Here is a 14296-nt window from a genome sequence, read left to right as displayed (position 1 = left end):
GAAACTGCGTTTCTAAGCACGGCGTTTTTAAGTACGGCTTTATGGTTTTTATATGCACGTTGTTCAGCATGGCGAAGTGTTTGCTGAGTCGCGTTGTTGCAATGCATTAGTTGCAATATCCAGCCGCTACCGTTCAGTGGTAGCGGCGGACGCATAAGCCTCGCTTGCATACGCCGCTAAATTAACGAGCATCGCCAACAAACGGGAGTTTCACCGTGGCACGCAAGACTCCACTAAATCGCTATCGTAATATCGGTATCGTCGCTCACGTTGACGCGGGTAAGACTACGACGACTGAGCGGGTACTGTTCTATACCGGCCTTTCCCACAAAGTGGGCGAAGTGCACGACGGTGCTGCGACCATGGACTGGATGGAGCAGGAGCAGGAGCGTGGTATTACGATCACCTCAGCTGCAACTACCTGTTTCTGGCAGGGCATGAACAAGCAGTTCCCCGAGCACCGTATTAACATTATCGACACCCCAGGGCACGTTGACTTCACGATCGAAGTTGAGCGTTCTTTGCGCGTACTTGATGGTGCGGTGGTTGTACTGTGTGGTTCTTCCGGCGTTCAGCCGCAGACCGAAACGGTATGGCGCCAAGCCAATAAGTACGAAGTGCCGCGCATGGTTTTCGTCAACAAGATGGACCGTACCGGTGCTGATTTCTTCATGGTTGTCGACCAGTTGAAAGAGCGCCTGGGTGCTAATGCTGTGCCGATCCAGATTAACTGGGGCACGGAAGAAGACTTTAAAGGTGTTATCGACCTTATTCAGATGAAAGCCATCCTGTGGGATGAAGAAAGTCTGGGTATGACCTATGACCTCGTGGATATTCCTGCTGAGTTACAAGAAACAGCAGAAAAGTATCGCGAAGAGATGGTCGAGGCTGCTGCCGAAGGCTCTGATGAGCTGATGGAGAAATACCTTGAAGGCGGCGAGTTAACGATTGAAGAGATCAAGGCTGGCCTGCGTGCGCGCACCCTGGCTAACGATATCGTTCTGGTTACCTGTGGTTCTGCGTTTAAGAACAAGGGTGTTCAGGCCGTGCTGGATGGCGTTATCGAATTCATGCCTTCGCCAACAGAAGTTAAGGCGATCGAAGGTGAGTTGGATGACAAAAACGGCACCGTTGATACCCGTGAAGCGGACGACAGTGCACCGTTTGCGGCGTTGGCGTTTAAAATCGCCACCGACCCCTTTGTTGGTACGCTGACCTTTATCCGCGTCTACTCGGGCGTTCTGAAATCTGGCGACGGTGTTTATAACTCCGTTAAGCAGAAGAAAGAGCGCGTTGGCCGTATCGTTCAGATGCACGCCAACTCCCGTGAAGAGATCAAAGAAGTACTGGCGGGCGATATCGCCGCTTGTATCGGTCTCAAAGACGTCACCACCGGTGATACCCTGTGCGACATCGATAACAAAATTGTTCTCGAGCGTATGGAGTTCCCGGATCCGGTTATCTCGGTTGCTGTAGAGCCTAAATCTAAGGCAGACCAAGAGAAGATGGGTGTCGCTCTGGGCAAACTTGCTCAGGAAGATCCCTCCTTCCAGGTTAAAACCGACGAAGAAACCGGCCAGACGATTATTTCTGGTATGGGTGAGCTTCACCTGGATATCCTCGTTGACCGTATGCGTCGCGAGTTTAAGGTTGAAGCCAATATTGGTAAGCCGCAGGTTGCCTATCGCGAAACGATTCGCGGCAGCATTGAGCAAGAAGGCAAGTTCGTGCGTCAGTCTGGCGGTCGTGGTCAGTACGGTCACGTTTGGCTACGTATTGAACCGCTGACTAAAGAAGAGAAGGGTGAAGGCGAAGATGAAATCTTCTTCAAATTCACTTCTGAAATCGTGGGTGGTGCGGTTCCGAAGGAATACGTTCCCGCGGTTGAGAAGGGTGCTTACGAGCAGCTCAAAAACGGTGTCATCGCGGGTTACCCGATGATTGACGTTAAAGTGTCGCTGTTCGACGGCTCCTTCCACGACGTAGACTCCAACGAGACTGCGTTTAAGATTGCTTCTTCTATGGCAGTGAAAGAAGGTGCCAGGAAGGCCAAGGCCGTGCTGCTGGAGCCGGTGATGAAGGTCGAAATCGTGACCCCCGAAGAATTTATGGGTGACGTCATGGGCGACCTGAGCCGTCGTCGCGGCTTGGTGCAGGGCATGGATGACTCTTCTTCTGGTAAAGTCATTCGTGCAACGGTGCCACTGGGCGAGATGTTCGGTTATGCAACCGATCTGCGCTCACAAACCCAGGGCCGTGCGAGCTACTCTATGGAGTTCTCGAAGTACGACGAGGCGCCCTCCAGCGTCGTTGAAGCCGTCATCAATCAAAACGGTTAACCGTTAGCTAACGTAAAGAGGTTATAGCAGTGGCTAAGGAAAAATTTGAACGTTCCAAACCGCACGTCAACGTCGGCACCATTGGTCACGTCGACCACGGTAAAACGACTCTGACAGCGGCCCTAACTCGCGTGTCTGCTGAGGTTTTCGGTGGCGACTGGAGTGAATTCGCCGCTATCGATAATGCGCCGGAAGAGCGCGAGCGTGGTATCACGATCGCGACATCGCACGTGGAATATCAGTCTGAGGCGCGTCACTACGCGCACGTTGACTGCCCAGGTCACGCCGACTACGTCAAGAACATGATTACCGGTGCTGCGCAGATGGACGGCGCTATCCTGGTATGTTCTGCCGCAGACGGCCCGATGCCGCAAACGCGCGAGCACATCCTGCTCTCGCGTCAGGTTGGCGTACCGTACATCGTTGTGTTCCTGAACAAAGCGGACATGGTCGATGACGAAGAGCTGCTCGAGCTGGTAGAAATGGAAGTTCGCGAACTTCTAGACCAGTACGACTTCCCGGGCGACGACACGCCGATCATCACTGGTTCTGCGCTGATGGCGTTGAATGGTGAAGATGAGAATGGCATGGGTACTACTGCGGTAGCTAGCCTGATCAAAGCTCTGGATGAGTATATTCCTGAGCCGGAGCGCGCTATCGACCAGCCGTTCCTGATGCCGATCGAAGACGTGTTCTCTATCTCTGGCCGCGGTACTGTTGTTACCGGTCGTGTAGAGCGCGGCATCGTTAAAGCGGGCGAAGAAGTGGAAATCGTGGGTATCCGCGACACCACCAAAACGATCGTTACCGGTGTTGAAATGTTCCGTAAACTGCTCGACGAAGGTCGTGCTGGTGAGAACGTTGGCGCCCTGCTACGTGGTACTAAGCGTGATGACGTCGAGCGTGGTCAAGTATTGGCCAAGCCGGGCACCATCAACCCGCACACAACCTTCGAAGCAGAAGTTTACGTACTGTCCAAAGAAGAGGGTGGTCGTCACACGCCTTTCTTCAAGGGCTACCGTCCGCAGTTCTACTTCCGTACCACCGACGTAACCGGTACTTGTGAACTGCCGGAAGGCGTTGAAATGGTCATGCCGGGTGACAACGTTCAGATGGTTGTTACCTTGATCGCTCCGATCGCAATGGACGAAGGTTTGCGCTTCGCTATTCGTGAAGGCGGCCGTACTGTCGGTGCTGGCGTTGTGGCCAAGATCGTCAAGTAAGCGACATGCTTGAATGATGAAGGGGGCTCTGATGAGCCCCCTTTTCTGCGCACCAACAGCAAATGTTTGACATGGGCTTTTGGCGTGCCTATAATGCGCATCCTTTGAATGCGTGGGTAGACGGCTCGCGCCGTCGACATCCATTGGAGTTTAAGGCAAATGCAGAACCAAAAGATTCGCATTCGGTTGAAAGCATTCGACCATCGCCTGATCGATCAGTCCACAGCAGAGATCGTTGAAACTGCTAAGCGTACTGGTGCTCAGGTTCGTGGCCCGATTCCGCTGCCGACCAATCGCGAGCGTTACACCATTCTGATCTCGCCGCACGTCAACAAAGATGCGCGTGACCAGTATGAGATTCGTACGCACAAGCGTGTGCTCGACATTGTTGAGCCGACTGAGAAAACTGTTGATGCATTGATGAAGCTCGATCTCGCCGCAGGTGTTGACGTGCAAATCAAGCTCAACTAATTACACTAGTCACTTTGCGGCCCAGCGCTCATCGCTCGTTTATACGAGTCTAGCATGAGCAGCAGCCGCCGCGCCGTGAGGCGCCATACAATGTGCTAGTGGAATGCTCTGGAAAGGGCAGCCATAGCGGGTGATAGCCCCGTACACTATAGGAGACTGAGTATGACTATCGGTTTAGTCGGTAAAAAGGCCGGGATGACCCGTGTCTTTACCGAAGACGGCGCGTCTGTGCCCGTAACCGTTATTGAAGTTGACCCTAATCGTGTTACACGCGTTAAATCTGTCGAGTCTGACGGTTACGCAGCGATTCAGGTCACATCTGGCTCTCGCAAAGCGAAGCACCTCACCAAAGCGCAAGCGGGTCAGTTTGCCAAGGCGGGTGTTGAAGCTGGTCGTGCACTGATGGAATTTCGTCTTGCAGAAGGCGAAACAATTCCTGAAGTGGGCGGCGAAATCACCGTATCCCTCTTCGAAGCTGGTCAAATGGTTGACGTGACTGGCACCTCTAAGGGTAAAGGCTTCCAGGGTGCTGTTAAGCGCTGGAATTTCCGTACCCAAGATATGACTCACGGTAACTCTCTGTCGCATCGCGCGCCGGGTTCTATCGGCATGTGTCAGACGCCGGGTCGCGTTTTCAAAGGCAAAAAGATGGCCGGTCAAATGGGTAACGCCCGTTGCACCGTGCAGAGCCTTGAGATCGTCCGTGTCGACGCCGAGCGTAACCTGCTGCTGATTAAAGGCGCCGTACCGGGTGCTCCCGGTAGTGACGTTATCGTTCGCAGCGCCGTGAAAGCAGGCTGAAGGGGATAATTACCAATGAATCTGAATCTTGCTGCAGGCGCGGGTACCGTTGAAGTAGCCGACGCCACTTTTGGCAAAGAATTCAACGAAGCGCTCGTTCACCAGGTTGTCACTGCCTATTTGGCGGCTGGTCGTCAGGGAACCCGCGCACAAAAGAGTCGTTCCGACGTTCGTGGCGGTGGTAAAAAGCCGTGGCGTCAGAAAGGCACCGGTCGTGCACGTGCCGGTACCATCCGCTCTCCGCTATGGCGTAGTGGTGGCGTAACCTTCGCGGCGCGTCCGCAAGACTACACCCAGAAGGTTAACCGCAAGATGTACCGCGCAGCGATGCGCTCCATCTTGTCAGAGCTGGTACGTCAAGAGCGTTTAGTCGCGATTGAAGAGTTCGTCGTCGATGCGCCTAAGACCAAGCAGGTAGCTGCCAAGCTGAAAGAGCTCAACCTTGAAAAAGTGTTGATCGTCACTGAAGAAATCGACGAGAAGCTCTATTTGGCCGCACGCAACCTTCCCCACGTTGACGTGGTGGATGTCGCGGCAGCTGACCCGGTAAGCCTGGTAGCCTTTGATAAGGTCCTGATTACCGTCTCCGCCCTGCGTAAATTCGAGGAGAAGCTGGCATGAACCAGGAACGCGTATTTAAGGTTCTGCTTGGGCCGCACGTGACCGAAAAGGCCGCAATGGCAGCCGAGCGCAACCAGTACGTTTTCAAGGTGGCATCTGATGCTACCAAGCCCGAGATCAAAAAGGCCGTTGAAGCACTCTTCGGCAAAAAGGTCGGTAGTGTTCAGGTACTGAACATGAAGGGTAAAACAAAACGTACTGCGAACGGCGTTGGCCTGCGTAAGGGTTACCGCAAAGCGTATGTGACCCTGGCTGCGGGTGAAACGCTCGAAGACTTCTCTGGCGCCGAATAAGGGCAGGAGTACGGATAATGGCAATCGTCAAGACCAAACCCACTTCCGCCGGTCGTCGCCACGTCGTCAAGATCGTTGGCGAGGAACTGTTTAAAGGCCGTGCCTATGCACCGCTTTTGGAAAAACAGTCCAAGTCCGGCGGCCGGAATAACTACGGTCGTATCACCACCCGCCACGTGGGCGGTGGTCATCGTCACCACTATCGGCTGATCGATTTCAAGCGCACCAAGGATGGCATTCCTGCCACCGTTGAGCGTCTTGAGCACGATCCCAACCGCAGTGCGCACATTGCGCTGCTGAAGTATGCCGATGGTGAACGTCGTTACATCATTGCACCGAAAGGTGTCAGCGCGGGTGACGTGCTGGAATCTGGTGTTAACGCGTCAATCAAGAAAGGCAATGCCTTGCCGCTGCGTAACGTTCCGCTGGGTTCTACGGTGCACTGCATCGAACTCAAGCCGGGCAAAGGTGCGCAGATTGCTCGCAGTGCCGGTACAAGCGCCCAGTTGGTTGCTCGTGAAGGTAACTATGCCACCTTGCGTCTTCGCTCTGGCGAAATGCGTAAAGTGTTGGCCGAGTGCCGCGCGACGTTGGGTGAAGTGAGCAACTCTGAGCACAGCCTGCGTCAACTTGGCAAGGCCGGTGCGAAGCGCTGGAGAGGCGTGCGTCCGACTGTTCGCGGTGTCGCGATGAACCCAGTCGATCACCCGCACGGTGGTGGCGAAGGCCGCACCAGTGGTGGTCGTCACCCGGTATCCCCATGGGGCGTGCCGACTAAGGGTCACAAGACGCGTAAGAACAAGCGCACCGACAAGCTGATCATTCGTCGTCGTAACAAGACGCGTTGATCTAAATTGCCAAGACATTAAGAGGTAACGGCTGTGCCACGTTCACTAAAGAAAGGTCCCTTCATTGACCTTCATCTTTTGAAGAAGGTAGAGGCTGCAGTGGAGAAGAACGATCGCAAACCGATCAAGACTTGGTCGCGTCGTTCTATGATCCTGCCCAATATGGTAGGCCTCACTATCGCGGTCCATAATGGTCGCCAACACGTCCCGGTGCATGTTTCCGAGGAAATGGTTGGCCACAAATTGGGCGAATTCGCTGCTACCCGCACTTATCGTGGGCATGCGGCGGATAAAAAAGCCAAACGGTAAGCCAGAGAGGATTGAGAGATGGAAGTCACAGCTAAGCTGCTTGGCGCTCGTTTATCCGCCCAGAAGGCCCGTTTGGTGGCTGACCAGGTGCGCGGTAAACCTGTCGCCGAGGCACTCGACCTGCTGACCTTCTCACCGAAGAAGGCTGCCAAGCTGGTTAAGAAGGTGCTGCAATCCGCGATTGCGAATGCGGAAGAAAATAACGGCATGGATATTGACGAGCTGCGTGTCTCGACCATCTGCGTCGATGAGGGCATGACGCTCAAGCGTATCAAGCCGCGTGCCAAGGGGCGTGCGGATCGTATCTTGAAGCGCACGTGCCACATCACCGTCAAGGTAGCCGAGAAGTAGGAGTCGACCGATGGGTCAGAAAGTCAATCCAACAGGCATTCGACTGGGCATCGTCAAAGACCATGCTTCTGTCTGGTATGCTGAGCGCGGCGCTTACGCCGATAAGCTCAATAACGATCTCGAAGTGCGTAGCTTCCTGGAAGAGCGTCTTAAAAGCGCCTCCGTTAGCCGCATCCACATCGAGCGTCCGGCGAACAATGCCCGCATCACCATTCACACTGCCCGTCCGGGTATCGTGATTGGTAAGAAAGGTGAAGATGTCGACCGTTTACGTCGCGATCTCACCCAGATGATGGGTGTTCCCGTGCATGTGAACATCGAAGAAGTTCGCAAGCCGGAGCTGGATGCCAAGCTAGTCGCTGCTAACGTAGCGGGTCAGCTTGAGCGTCGCGTCATGTTTCGTCGTGCTATGAAGCGCGCGGTACAGAACGCAATGCGTCTTGGCGCTGGTGGCATCAAAATTCAGCTGTCAGGTCGTCTTGGTGGCGCTGAAATCGCACGTACCGAATGGTACCGCGAAGGTCGCGTTCCGCTGCACACGTTGCGTGCGGATATCGACTACGCCACTTACGAAGCTCACACCACCTACGGCGTTATCGGCGTCAAAGTGTGGATCTTCAAGGGTGAAATCCTCGGCGGTATCGAGGAAGTACGTGCCAAGGCCAAACAGCCTGCCGGCAACGCGCCCAAGAAGAAAGGTTCCAGGTAAGGGGAGAGCGAGTCGATGTTACAGCCCAAGCGTATGAAATTCCGCAAGATGATGAAAGGCCGCAACCGTGGCCTGGCGCATCGCGGAAGCAAGATCAGCTTCGGGGAATACGGCCTTAAAGCTACTGGTCGCGGCCGCATCACTGCGCGTCAGATCGAAGCAGGCCGTCGTGCGATCACACGTCACGTAAAACGTGGCGGTAAGATTTGGATCCGCGTCTTCCCTGATAAGCCGATCTCCAAGAAGCCGCTCGAAGTTCGTATGGGTAAAGGTAAAGGTTCTGTTGAGTACTGGGTTGCCCAGATCCAACCGGGTCGGGTCCTGTATGAAATTGAAGGCGTGTCGGAAGAGCTCGCTCGTGAAGCGTTTGAGCTTGCCGCACAGAAAATGCCCTTATCCACCACCTTTGCGAAACGGACGGTGATGTGATGAAAGCCCAGGAAATTCGTGAAAAGTCCGCAGGAGAGCTCCAGGAGCAACTCCTCGAACTCCTCCGCGAGCAGTTTAACCTGCGCATGCAGAAGGCCACTGGCCAACTGAGCCAGACTCATCTGCTCAAGCAGGTCCGCCGGGATATCGCCCGCGTTAAGACTTTGCTCAACGAGAAGGCAGGTGATTGAGATGGCCGAAGAAAACACAAAGCGTACGCTCACCGGTAAAGTGGTGAGCGATAAGATGGATAAGTCCATCGTCGTTATGATCGAGCGGCGCGAGCGTCACCCGATCTACGGAAAATACGTTAAGCGCTCCACCAAGCTGCACGCCCATGATGAGGCGAACCAGGCTAAGGCAGGCGATACGGTCTCTATTCAAGAGTGCCGTCCGCTTTCCAAGAAAAAAGCTTGGACGCTGGTCGAGGTGGTTGAACACGCCAAGGGTTAATCCCTGGCTTGTCAATCAGTGCAGTCAGATTAGGTTTGGAGAAAACCGATGATTCAGACTCAGACAATGCTGGATGTCGCCGACAACAGCGGAGCGCGCCGGGTGCAGTGCATCAAGGTGTTAGGCGGTTCACACCGTCGTTACGCTCGCGTTGGTGATATCATCAAGGTCACGGTTAAGGAAGCGATTCCGCGTGGCAAGGTCAAAAAAGGCCAGGTGCTAAAAGCGGTCGTGGTCCGGACCCGTAGTGGCGTCCGTCGTCCCGACGGTTCGCTCATCCGTTTCGATGGAAATGCGGCAGTTTTGTTGAATAACACCAACGAACAGCCCATCGGTACCCGTATTTTTGGGCCGGTGACTCGTGAACTTCGTAATGAAAAGTTCATGAAGATCATTTCCTTAGCGCCTGAAGTGCTGTAAGGAGCGAGGCGGATATGCAAAAGATCAAACGTGACGATGAAGTCATCGTCATCGCCGGGAAGGATAAAGGCAAACGTGGCACCGTTAAGCGGGTATTAGAAAACCGTTTCTTGGTGTCCGGTGTGAACATGATTAAACGTCACACCAAGCCAAATCCCATGGCGGGAAATCAGGGCGGTATCGTCGAGCGTGAGGCTCCGATTCACGCGTCCAACGTAGCCATCTTCAATTCGGAGACCGGTAAGGCGGATCGCGTCGGCTTCCAAGTAAAGGAAGACGGTACCAAGGTACGTATCTACAAGTCGACGCAGACGCAGATCGACGCCTAACGCGAGTCGGGTAGCAAAATGGCGAACTTGAAAGAACGTTATCAAAACGAGGTAGCAGCTCAACTCAAAGAAGAGTTCAGCTATGCCAACGTTATGCAGGTACCCCGGATCACGAAAGTGACTCTGAACATGGGTATCGGCGAAGCAGTCAACGATAAAAAGTTGATTGACAATGCCATCGGCGATCTAGAGAAACTCTCTGGTCAAAAACCGTTGGTGACCAAGGCACGTAAGTCCATCGCGGGCTTTAAGGTACGTGAAGGTTGGCCAATCGGGATTAAGGTGACCCTGCGCGCTGAGCGCATGTGGGACTTCCTGGACCGCTTGGTTTACATCGCGATTCCCCGCGTGCGTGACTTCCGTGGTCTTAACCCGAAGTCTTTTGACGGTCGCGGCAATTACTCCATGGGTGTGCGTGAGCAGATCATCTTCCCGGAGATCGAGTATGATAAGATCGATCGTATCCGGGGGTTGGACGTCACTATCACTACTACCGCCAAAACCGACGAGGAAGGTCGTGCGCTGCTAACCGCGCTGAACTTCCCCTTCAAGAAATAAGGGTTGGATCATGGCTAAGAAAAGTATGATAGAGCGTGAGCTTAAGCGTACGCAGCTGGTGGCAAAGTATGCCACCAAGCGCGCTGAGCTTAAGAAAATCATCTCGGATGTGAACACGTCTGAGGAAGACCGCTTCGAGGCGACGCTGAAGCTGCAGCAATTGCCGCGTGACTCAAGCCCGGTACGTCAGCGTAACCGCTGCCGTATCACCGGTCGTCCGCACGGTTTTTACAACAAGTTCGGCCTCGGCCGTAACAAGCTGCGTGAAGCCGCCATGCGTGGCGACGTTCCTGGTCTTAAAAAGTCCAGTTGGTAACGCCACGTAGTATCATCAGGAGCGCACATTAAATGAGCATGCAAGACACTCTGGCGGATATGTTTACTCGTATCCGCAATGCGCAGATGGCCACCAAGGAGACGGCTACCATGCCGTCCTCCAAGCTGAAAGTACAAGTGGCCCGAGTGCTAAAGGAAGAAGGCTACATTGCCGACTTTACGGTTGCCGAAGGTGTTAAGCCTGAGCTAACCATCACTCTCAAGTACTTTGAGGGTAAGCCGGTCATTGAGCATATTCAGCGGGTTTCCAAGCCGTCCCTGCGCCGTTACATGGGTAAGGACAACTTGCCTAAGGTCGCCGATGGTCTCGGTATCGCGATTGTCACCACGTCAACGGGTGTCATGACCGATCGTGCCGCGCGCCAAGCGGGTGTCGGTGGCGAAGTCATCTGCACCGTATTCTAGGAGGCTGGAATGTCCCGCATAGCGAAATATCCGGTTAAAGTGCCTGCCAGTGTTGAGATTAAAATCAATGCTGACCAGCTGACCGCCAAAGGCGGCCAAGGCACACTATCGATGACCATTCACCCAGATGTGGTGATTGGTCAAGAAGATGGTCAGCTGACCTTCGCCCCGAGTGAGTCTGCCAAGAGCTGGGCAATGGCCGGTACTACCCGCGCCTTAGTTCAGAACCTGGTAACGGGCGTATCCGAGGGCTTCACACGAACCCTCGAAATTGTTGGCGTCGGTTATCGTGCCCAAGCTAAGGGCCAGACGCTCAATCTTTCACTGGGCTTCTCGCACCCGGTCGACTACGAACTGCCTGAAGGTGTCTCAGCGGAAACGCCGAAGAACACCGTGATCGTGCTGAAAAGCGCGAACAAGCAGCAGCTCGGTCAGTGCGCCGCGGAAATCCGCGCTTTCCGTCCGCCCGAGCCGTATAAAGGCAAGGGTGTACGGTACGCCGACGAGCAGGTGCGTCGCAAAGAAGCCAAGAAGAAGTAAGGCAGGGTTATGAACGCGAAGAAAGAATCTCGTCTCCGTCGTGCCCGCCGCGCTCGCGCAAAGATCCGCGAGCTGGGCGTGTATCGCCTGTGCGTCAACCGTACCCCGCGTCACATCTATGCGCAGATTATCTCGCCGGATGGTGGCAAAGTGCTAGCCAGTGCTTCTACGCTGGACAAAGCACTGCGCGAGGGTGCGACCGGCAACTCAGATGCCGCCTCTAAAGTAGGTGCTCTGATTGCTGAACGCGCTAAAGAAGCAGGCATCACCCAGGTGGCCTTCGACCGTGCTGGCTTTAAGTATCACGGTCGCGTCAAGGCGCTGGCCGACGCCGCACGTGAAGGCGGCCTGGAATTCTAAAGGGTTTTACGATGGCGAAGAACGAACAGCAAAGCGGTGATCTGCAAGAGAAGTTAGTGCAGGTCAACCGCGTCGCCAAGGTGGTCAAGGGTGGTCGTATTTTCGGCTTCACCGCACTGACCGTCGTTGGTGATGGTAAAGGTCGTGTCGGTTTCGGTCGTGGCAAGGCGCGTGAAGTGCCTGTCGCAATCCAGAAAGCGATGGATCAAGCTCGTCGCAACATGGTCAAGGTGAACCTCGCTGGCCAAACGCTGCAGTACCCGGTAAAAGCCCGTCACGGTGCTTCAAAGGTGTACATGCAGCCGGCTTCCGAAGGTACCGGCATCATCGCCGGTGGCGCCATGCGCTCTGTATTAGAGCTTGCCGGTGTCCACGACGTACTGGCCAAGTGCTACGGTTCCACCAACCCGGTTAACGTGGTGCGAGCGACTGTTAAAGGTCTCTCCGCCATGCAAGCACCGGAAGACATTGCCGCTAAGCGCGGTCTGTCTGTCGAAGCGATCACGGGGTAAGGCACCATGGCAGCAACGATCAAGGTTACCCAGATCCGCAGCACCATCGGCATTATGCCCAAGCACAAGGCTACTATGAAAGGCTTGGGCCTGCGTCGCATCGGTCATACGGTTGAACTGGAAGACACCCCTGCCGTACGCGGCATGATCCACAAGGTAACTTACCTTGTGCGCGTTGAGGGAGAGTAATCCATGAAACTCAATAACCTAAGCCCGGCTCCGGGCTCTAAACACGCTGCAAAGCGTGTGGGTCGTGGCATCGGTTCCGGTCTTGGTAAGACCGGTGGCCGTGGTCACAAAGGTCAGAAATCACGTAGTGGCGGCAGTGTTAAGCCCGGTTTCGAAGGCGGTCAGATGCCTTTGCAGCGTCGTTTGCCGAAATTCGGTTTTACGTCTGCAAAGTCGCTGGTCTCTGAAGAAGTACGCCTGGCAGAACTTGCTAAAGTTGCCGGTGGCGAAGTCACCATGGCATCTTTGAAAGAAGCCAACGTGCTGAAGGACTCTACGCTACACGCGAAGATCATCCTTTCTGGCGAATTGAAAACAGCGGTTACCGTTCGCGGAATCAAGGTCACCAAAGGTGCCCGTGAAGCGATCGAAGCCGCTGGCGGCAAGGTAGAGGACTAAATGGCCAAGTCAGGAAAAATGCCGGCGATGGGCAGCGGTCTGAGTGAACTGTGGGCGCGTTTGCGCTTCGTGCTCCTCGCCATCGTGGTGTACCGTATTGGTGCCCACATTCCCGTTCCCGGTATCAATCCTGACCAGCTTGCTGCCTTGTTTAGGGAGCAACAGGGTACCATCCTGGGCATGTTTAACATGTTCTCGGGTGGCGCCCTGGAGCGCATGAGTGTTCTCGCCCTGGGTATCATGCCCTATATTTCGGCGTCGATTATCATGCAGCTCATGACTGCGGTCTCCCCTCATCTTGAACAGCTCAAGAAAGAGGGTGAGGCTGGCCGCCGCAAGATTAGCCAGTACACCCGCTACGGCACGGTGATACTGGCGTTTGTCCAGGCTACCGGCATGTCCGTCGGTCTGGCTAGCCAAGGCATCGCGTACAGTGCTGACTTTAGCTTCTACTTCACCGCCGTGATTACGTTTGTATCAGGCGCGGTGTTTATGATGTGGCTAGGTGAGCAGATTACCGAGAAGGGCATTGGCAACGGTATTTCGTTGCTGATCTTCGCCGGTATTGTCGCCGGACTACCCAGTGCCGTGGGTCAAGCCTTTGAGCTTGCCCGTAATGAAGGGGCCTGGAATGTTCTGCCGCTGTTAGCGCTGTCTGTGTTAGGTATTGCGACTGTCGCCTTCGTGGTTTTCATTGAGCGTGGCCAACGCCGCCTCAAGGTTAACTATCCGCGGCGACAAGTGGGCAATAAGATGTATGCAGGGCAAAGTAGCTACCTGCCTTTGAAGGTCAACATGGCCGGCGTTATTCCGGCGATTTTTGCCTCCAGTATTCTGCTCTTTCCGGCCTCTATTGGTCAGTGGGTAGGTGCCGGTGAAGGTATGGAGTGGTTGCAGCGTGCATCTCAGGCATTAGGCCCAGGTCAACCGCTTTACATCTTGCTTTTCGCGGCGGCAGTGGTATTCTTCTGCTTCTTTTACACAGCGCTGGTCTTCAACCCCAAGGATGTGGCTGACAATCTTAAAAAGTCAGGTGCTTTCCTGCCGGGCATTCGCCCCGGCGAGCAGACCGCTCGCTATATCGACAAGGTCATGACACGTCTGACCCTGTTCGGTGCCTTGTATATCACTGCGGTTTCCTTGATGCCCCAGTTCTTGATTGTGGCGTGGAACGTGCCGTTTTTCTTCGGCGGTACCTCGTTGTTAATCGTAGTCGTGGTCATCATGGACTTCATGGCCCAGGTGCAATCGCATCTCATGTCGCATCAGTATGACTCAGTGATGAAGAAGTCCAACCTGAAAGGCTACGGTAGCGGCGGTATCATGCGCTGAGGCGCCGCCCACCCCTATTAAGTTAGTGAA

General features: G+C 54.6%; 24 protein-coding genes. All 24 read left to right on the top strand.

The features are described from left to right. Positions 1-215 precede the first annotated feature (215 nt). Positions 216-2339 carry an elongation factor G gene (gene fusA / locus KO116_RS20695; protein ID WP_008959171.1) on the top strand — a complete coding sequence of 708 codons (2124 nt, stop codon included), beginning with the start codon at positions 216-218 and terminating at the stop codon, positions 2337-2339. A 29-nt stretch (positions 2340-2368) separates the two neighbouring features. After that, positions 2369-3562, top strand: coding sequence for an elongation factor Tu (gene tuf / locus KO116_RS20690; protein ID WP_008959170.1), 1194 nt, complete (start codon positions 2369-2371; stop codon positions 3560-3562). Positions 3563-3721: 159 nt separating this feature from the next. Then, positions 3722-4033 carry a 30S ribosomal protein S10 gene (gene rpsJ / locus KO116_RS20685; protein WP_007112007.1) on the top strand — a complete coding sequence of 104 codons (312 nt, stop codon included), beginning with the start codon at positions 3722-3724 and terminating at the stop codon, positions 4031-4033. 162 nt (positions 4034-4195) lie between these two features. Next, positions 4196-4834 carry a 50S ribosomal protein L3 gene (gene rplC, locus KO116_RS20680; protein ID WP_008959169.1) on the top strand — a complete coding sequence of 213 codons (639 nt, stop codon included), beginning with the start codon at positions 4196-4198 and terminating at the stop codon, positions 4832-4834. A 15-nt stretch (positions 4835-4849) separates the two neighbouring features. Beyond that, a complete protein-coding gene (rplD, locus tag KO116_RS20675) occupies positions 4850-5455 on the top strand; it encodes a 50S ribosomal protein L4 (protein ID WP_008959168.1) in 606 nt (201 codons plus the stop codon). Then, positions 5452-5748, top strand: coding sequence for a 50S ribosomal protein L23 (rplW, locus tag KO116_RS20670; RefSeq protein WP_008959167.1), 297 nt, complete (start codon positions 5452-5454; stop codon positions 5746-5748). The genes rplD and rplW overlap by 4 nt, the downstream gene beginning before the upstream one ends. Before the next feature lie 17 nt (positions 5749-5765). Beyond that, a complete protein-coding gene (gene rplB, locus KO116_RS20665; RefSeq protein ID WP_008959166.1) occupies positions 5766-6596 on the top strand; it encodes a 50S ribosomal protein L2 in 831 nt (276 codons plus the stop codon). A gap of 33 nt (positions 6597-6629) precedes the next feature. Beyond that, entirely contained in the window at positions 6630-6905 is a 276-nt protein-coding gene (gene rpsS, locus KO116_RS20660; RefSeq protein ID WP_009098993.1) for a 30S ribosomal protein S19, read from the top strand. 18 nt (positions 6906-6923) lie between these two features. Beyond that, positions 6924-7256: a 50S ribosomal protein L22 gene (gene rplV, locus KO116_RS20655; RefSeq protein ID WP_007112002.1), complete on the top strand. Its 333-nt coding sequence runs from the start codon at positions 6924-6926 to the stop codon at positions 7254-7256. A 10-nt stretch (positions 7257-7266) separates the two neighbouring features. Beyond that, a complete protein-coding gene (gene rpsC / locus KO116_RS20650; protein WP_008959164.1) occupies positions 7267-7965 on the top strand; it encodes a 30S ribosomal protein S3 in 699 nt (232 codons plus the stop codon). Between the two features lie 15 nt (positions 7966-7980). Further along, complete coding sequence (gene rplP / locus KO116_RS20645; protein WP_007112000.1) at positions 7981-8394, top strand: 50S ribosomal protein L16; 414 nt, start codon at positions 7981-7983, stop codon at positions 8392-8394. Further along, positions 8394-8585, top strand: a complete 192-nt coding sequence (gene rpmC, locus KO116_RS20640; RefSeq protein ID WP_007111999.1) for a 50S ribosomal protein L29 — start codon at positions 8394-8396, stop codon at positions 8583-8585. Before rplP ends, rpmC begins: the two co-directional genes overlap by 1 nt. Position 8586: 1 nt before the next feature. After that, positions 8587-8847 carry a 30S ribosomal protein S17 gene (gene rpsQ / locus KO116_RS20635; protein ID WP_007111998.1) on the top strand — a complete coding sequence of 87 codons (261 nt, stop codon included), beginning with the start codon at positions 8587-8589 and terminating at the stop codon, positions 8845-8847. Positions 8848-8895: 48 nt separating this feature from the next. Next, positions 8896-9267, top strand: coding sequence for a 50S ribosomal protein L14 (gene rplN / locus KO116_RS20630; RefSeq protein ID WP_008959163.1), 372 nt, complete (start codon positions 8896-8898; stop codon positions 9265-9267). Between the two features lie 14 nt (positions 9268-9281). Further along, positions 9282-9596, top strand: a complete 315-nt coding sequence (rplX, locus tag KO116_RS20625; protein WP_007111996.1) for a 50S ribosomal protein L24 — start codon at positions 9282-9284, stop codon at positions 9594-9596. 18 nt (positions 9597-9614) lie between these two features. Continuing rightward, positions 9615-10154, top strand: coding sequence for a 50S ribosomal protein L5 (gene rplE / locus KO116_RS20620; protein WP_007111995.1), 540 nt, complete (start codon positions 9615-9617; stop codon positions 10152-10154). A gap of 10 nt (positions 10155-10164) precedes the next feature. Continuing rightward, positions 10165-10470 (top strand): 30S ribosomal protein S14, encoded by a 306-nt coding sequence (gene rpsN, locus KO116_RS20615; protein WP_008959162.1) that lies wholly within the window; start codon positions 10165-10167, stop codon positions 10468-10470. Between the two features lie 32 nt (positions 10471-10502). Continuing rightward, on the top strand, positions 10503-10895 hold the full coding sequence (gene rpsH / locus KO116_RS20610) for a 30S ribosomal protein S8 (RefSeq protein WP_008959161.1): 393 nt from the start codon (positions 10503-10505) through the stop codon (positions 10893-10895). Between the two features lie 9 nt (positions 10896-10904). Beyond that, positions 10905-11435: a 50S ribosomal protein L6 gene (rplF, locus tag KO116_RS20605; protein WP_035564027.1), complete on the top strand. Its 531-nt coding sequence runs from the start codon at positions 10905-10907 to the stop codon at positions 11433-11435. Between the two features lie 9 nt (positions 11436-11444). Further along, the gene (gene rplR, locus KO116_RS20600) at positions 11445-11795 is read left to right on the top strand and encodes a 50S ribosomal protein L18 (RefSeq protein WP_008959159.1); all 351 of its coding nucleotides are present in this window, start codon (positions 11445-11447) and stop codon (positions 11793-11795) included. Between the two features lie 11 nt (positions 11796-11806). After that, a complete protein-coding gene (gene rpsE / locus KO116_RS20595; protein WP_035564030.1) occupies positions 11807-12307 on the top strand; it encodes a 30S ribosomal protein S5 in 501 nt (166 codons plus the stop codon). Positions 12308-12313: 6 nt separating this feature from the next. Beyond that, positions 12314-12496, top strand: coding sequence for a 50S ribosomal protein L30 (gene rpmD, locus KO116_RS20590; RefSeq protein ID WP_008959157.1), 183 nt, complete (start codon positions 12314-12316; stop codon positions 12494-12496). A 3-nt stretch (positions 12497-12499) separates the two neighbouring features. Further along, entirely contained in the window at positions 12500-12934 is a 435-nt protein-coding gene (rplO, locus tag KO116_RS20585) for a 50S ribosomal protein L15 (RefSeq protein WP_008959156.1), read from the top strand. Further along, on the top strand, positions 12935-14266 hold the full coding sequence (gene secY / locus KO116_RS20580; protein WP_008959155.1) for a preprotein translocase subunit SecY: 1332 nt from the start codon (positions 12935-12937) through the stop codon (positions 14264-14266). The last annotated feature ends 30 nt before the right edge of the window (positions 14267-14296 follow it).

Source organism: Halomonas sp. KO116, assembly GCF_000734975.2.
GTDB classification, from domain to species: Bacteria; Pseudomonadota; Gammaproteobacteria; order Pseudomonadales; family Halomonadaceae; genus Vreelandella; species Vreelandella glaciei.
The sequence above is the reverse complement of the archived record's forward strand: the minus strand, read 5'-3'. Positions and strand labels throughout refer to the sequence as shown.